Source organism: Vibrio sp. Vb2880 (assembly GCF_033337975.1).
In the GTDB taxonomy this organism is placed as follows: Bacteria; Pseudomonadota; Gammaproteobacteria; order Enterobacterales; family Vibrionaceae; genus Vibrio; species Vibrio alginolyticus.
Window position 1 is genome coordinate 1 of sequence record NZ_JAWORT010000090.1, and the last position, 524, is coordinate 524.

At 57.1% G+C, this 524-nt stretch carries 1 protein-coding gene; it reads left to right on the forward strand.

The features are described from left to right. Positions 1-118: 118 nt before the first annotated feature. A partial coding sequence (locus tag R7M92_RS25065; RefSeq protein WP_001120876.1) for an IS91 family transposase occupies positions 119-524 on the forward strand: 406 nt, incomplete at its 3' end.

Below are 524 nucleotides of genomic sequence, written 5' to 3' on the forward strand. Positions count from 1 at the left end.
GGAGTGACGGGCACTGGCTGGCAATGTCTAGCAACGGCAGGCATTTCGGCTGAGGGTAAAAGAACTTTCCGCTAAGCGATAGACTGTATGTAAACACAGTATTGCAAGGACGCGGAACATGCCTCATGTGGCGGCCAGGACGGCCAGCCGGGATCGGGATACTGGTCGTTACCAGAGCCACCGACCCGAGCAAACCCTTCTCTATCAGATCGTTGACGAGTATTACCCGGCATTCGCTGCGCTTATGGCAGAGCAGGGAAAGGAATTGCCGGGCTATGTGCAACGGGAATTTGAAGAATTTCTCCAATGCGGGCGGCTGGAGCATGGCTTTCTACGGGTTCGCTGCGAGTCTTGCCACGCCGAGCACCTGGTCGCTTTCAGCTGTAAGCGTCGCGGTTTCTGCCCGAGCTGTGGGGCGCGGCGGATGGCCGAAAGTGCCGCCTTGCTGGTTGATGAAGTACTGCCTGAACAACCCATGCGTCAGTGGGTGTTGAGCTTCCCGTTTCAGCTGCGTTTCCTGTTTG